The following is a 1,703-nucleotide window of genomic DNA, read 5'->3' on the forward strand; positions in this document are numbered from 1 at the left end:
TACGGCTACGGCTACGGCTACGGCTACGGCTACGAGCACAGGGTCACCGCAGGTCAGAAACCGCGCGCCGCGTCCGCGGCCTCTCCGCCGGGCCCGCTCAGACGGTGAAGACGATCTTGCCGAACTGCTCGCCCCCGGCCATCGCCCGGAAGCCCTCCTCGGCCCGGGCCAGGGGCAGCACCCGGTCGATCTCGGGCCGGATGCCGGTACGCACGCACATCCGGGCCAGGGCGGCCAGCTCCTCGCGGGTGCCCATGGTGGAGCCCAGGACCCGCAGCTGGAGGAAGAACACCCGGTTGAGTTCGGCCGGAGGCGCGTCGCCGCTGGTCGCGCCGCAGGTGATGACGGCGCCGCCCGGCTTCAGGGAGCGCAGCGAGTGCGCCCACGTGGCCTGCCCGACCGAGTCGAAGACGGCGTCGACCTTCTCCGGCAGGCGCTCGCCGGTGGGCAGCGCCGCGTGCGCGCCCAGGGAGAGGGCCCTGGTCCGCTTCTCCTCGCTGCGGCTGGTGGCGTAGACCCGGTGGCCCACCTGCGACGCCAGCCGGATGAGCGCCGCGGCCACGCCTCCCCCGGCGCCCTGGACGAGCACCGTGGAGCCCGGCCGCAGGTCGGCCTTGCCGAAGAGCATGCTGTAGGCGGTGAGCCACGCGGTGGGCAGGCAGGCGGCCTCCTCGAAGGACAGCTCCTCCGGCTTGGGCACCAGGTTGGCGCGGGGCACCAGGACCCTCTCGGCGAAGGTGCCGTCGTGGACCTCCGAGAGCAGCGACCGGCGGGGGTCGCGCGTCTCGTCCCCTCCCCCGGCGGCGGGGTCGCCGACGACGCCGTGCACGATGACCTCGTTGCCGTCCTCGTCCACCCCGGCCGCGTCGCAGCCGAGGATCATGGGCAGGCGCTCCTCGCTGAGCCCGACGCCGCGCAGGCTCCACAGGTCGTGGTGGTTGAGGGACGCGGCCCTGACGTCGACGGTCGTCCACCCCTCGCGGGGCTCGGGGTCGGGGCGTTCGCCCGCCTCCAGGGCGGAGACGGGGTCGTCGGGCGCGAAGCGTGCTGCGGTGATAGCGAACATACCCCGAAGCCAACCACGGAGACCGAATCCGGTTCCACCCCCGGGGGGCCGAAACGCGCGGGGAGCGGACCGGCCGCTACGGATCGGTCGGCTTCCTTCCCGCCTCGAAGCGATCCCGGTACCTGCGCTGCGCCTCCTCCATCACGGCCTCGGAGAGGTAGGCGACCGGCCGCACCCCGTCCAGGAGCGGTTCGTGGTCGGGGCCGTGGGCGACGGTGTCGCCCTGGAGGACCCACCCCACCCGGTCCGGGTCGTCCTCGACCAGGGAGGCGTACTTGCGCACCTGGCGGGAGAGCCAGTCCTCCAGGGGCCGGGTCCACCAGGACTCGGGGGTGAGGACGGTGACCGAGAGCCCGGGGAGTTCGAGTTCGCTCTCGTAGTCCTTGCTCACGACGTGGCGGTCCCGCTCGGGGCCGTCCGAGTAGCGCAGGTAGAGGCGGTCGCGGCCGCGGACGAGGTCGGCCAGCTCGGACAGGCTGGTGACGGTGGGCAGGGCTGCCGGTGAGCCGTGGTGCTGAGGAGTCGCGTCCATACGGCCCGACTACCCCGCCCGTCGGGGAGGAAGCCCGGCCCCGCGTCAACACGGAGGCAAGGCCGCCGCCCCGCTCACCGGCTCGCGCCCCGACCCCGGTGCTCC

General features: G+C 74.0%; 2 protein-coding genes. Both read right to left on the bottom strand.

Features of this window, described 5'->3' with window-relative positions; translation table 11 throughout:
• Positions 1-97 precede the first annotated feature (97 nt).
• A complete protein-coding gene (locus tag DQW06_RS28665; protein WP_013155033.1) occupies positions 98-1,066 on the bottom strand; it encodes a zinc-binding dehydrogenase in 969 nt (322 codons plus the stop codon).
• Positions 1,067-1,142: 76 nt separating this feature from the next.
• Positions 1,143-1,598, bottom strand: coding sequence for a DUF6098 family protein (locus tag DQW06_RS28670; RefSeq protein WP_013155034.1), 456 nt, complete (start codon positions 1,596-1,598; stop codon positions 1,143-1,145).
• Between the last annotated feature and the right edge of the window lie 105 nt (positions 1,599-1,703).

This window comes from Nocardiopsis sp. TNDT3, assembly GCF_003427465.1.
Classification (GTDB): domain Bacteria; phylum Actinomycetota; class Actinomycetes; order Streptosporangiales; family Streptosporangiaceae; genus Nocardiopsis; species Nocardiopsis dassonvillei.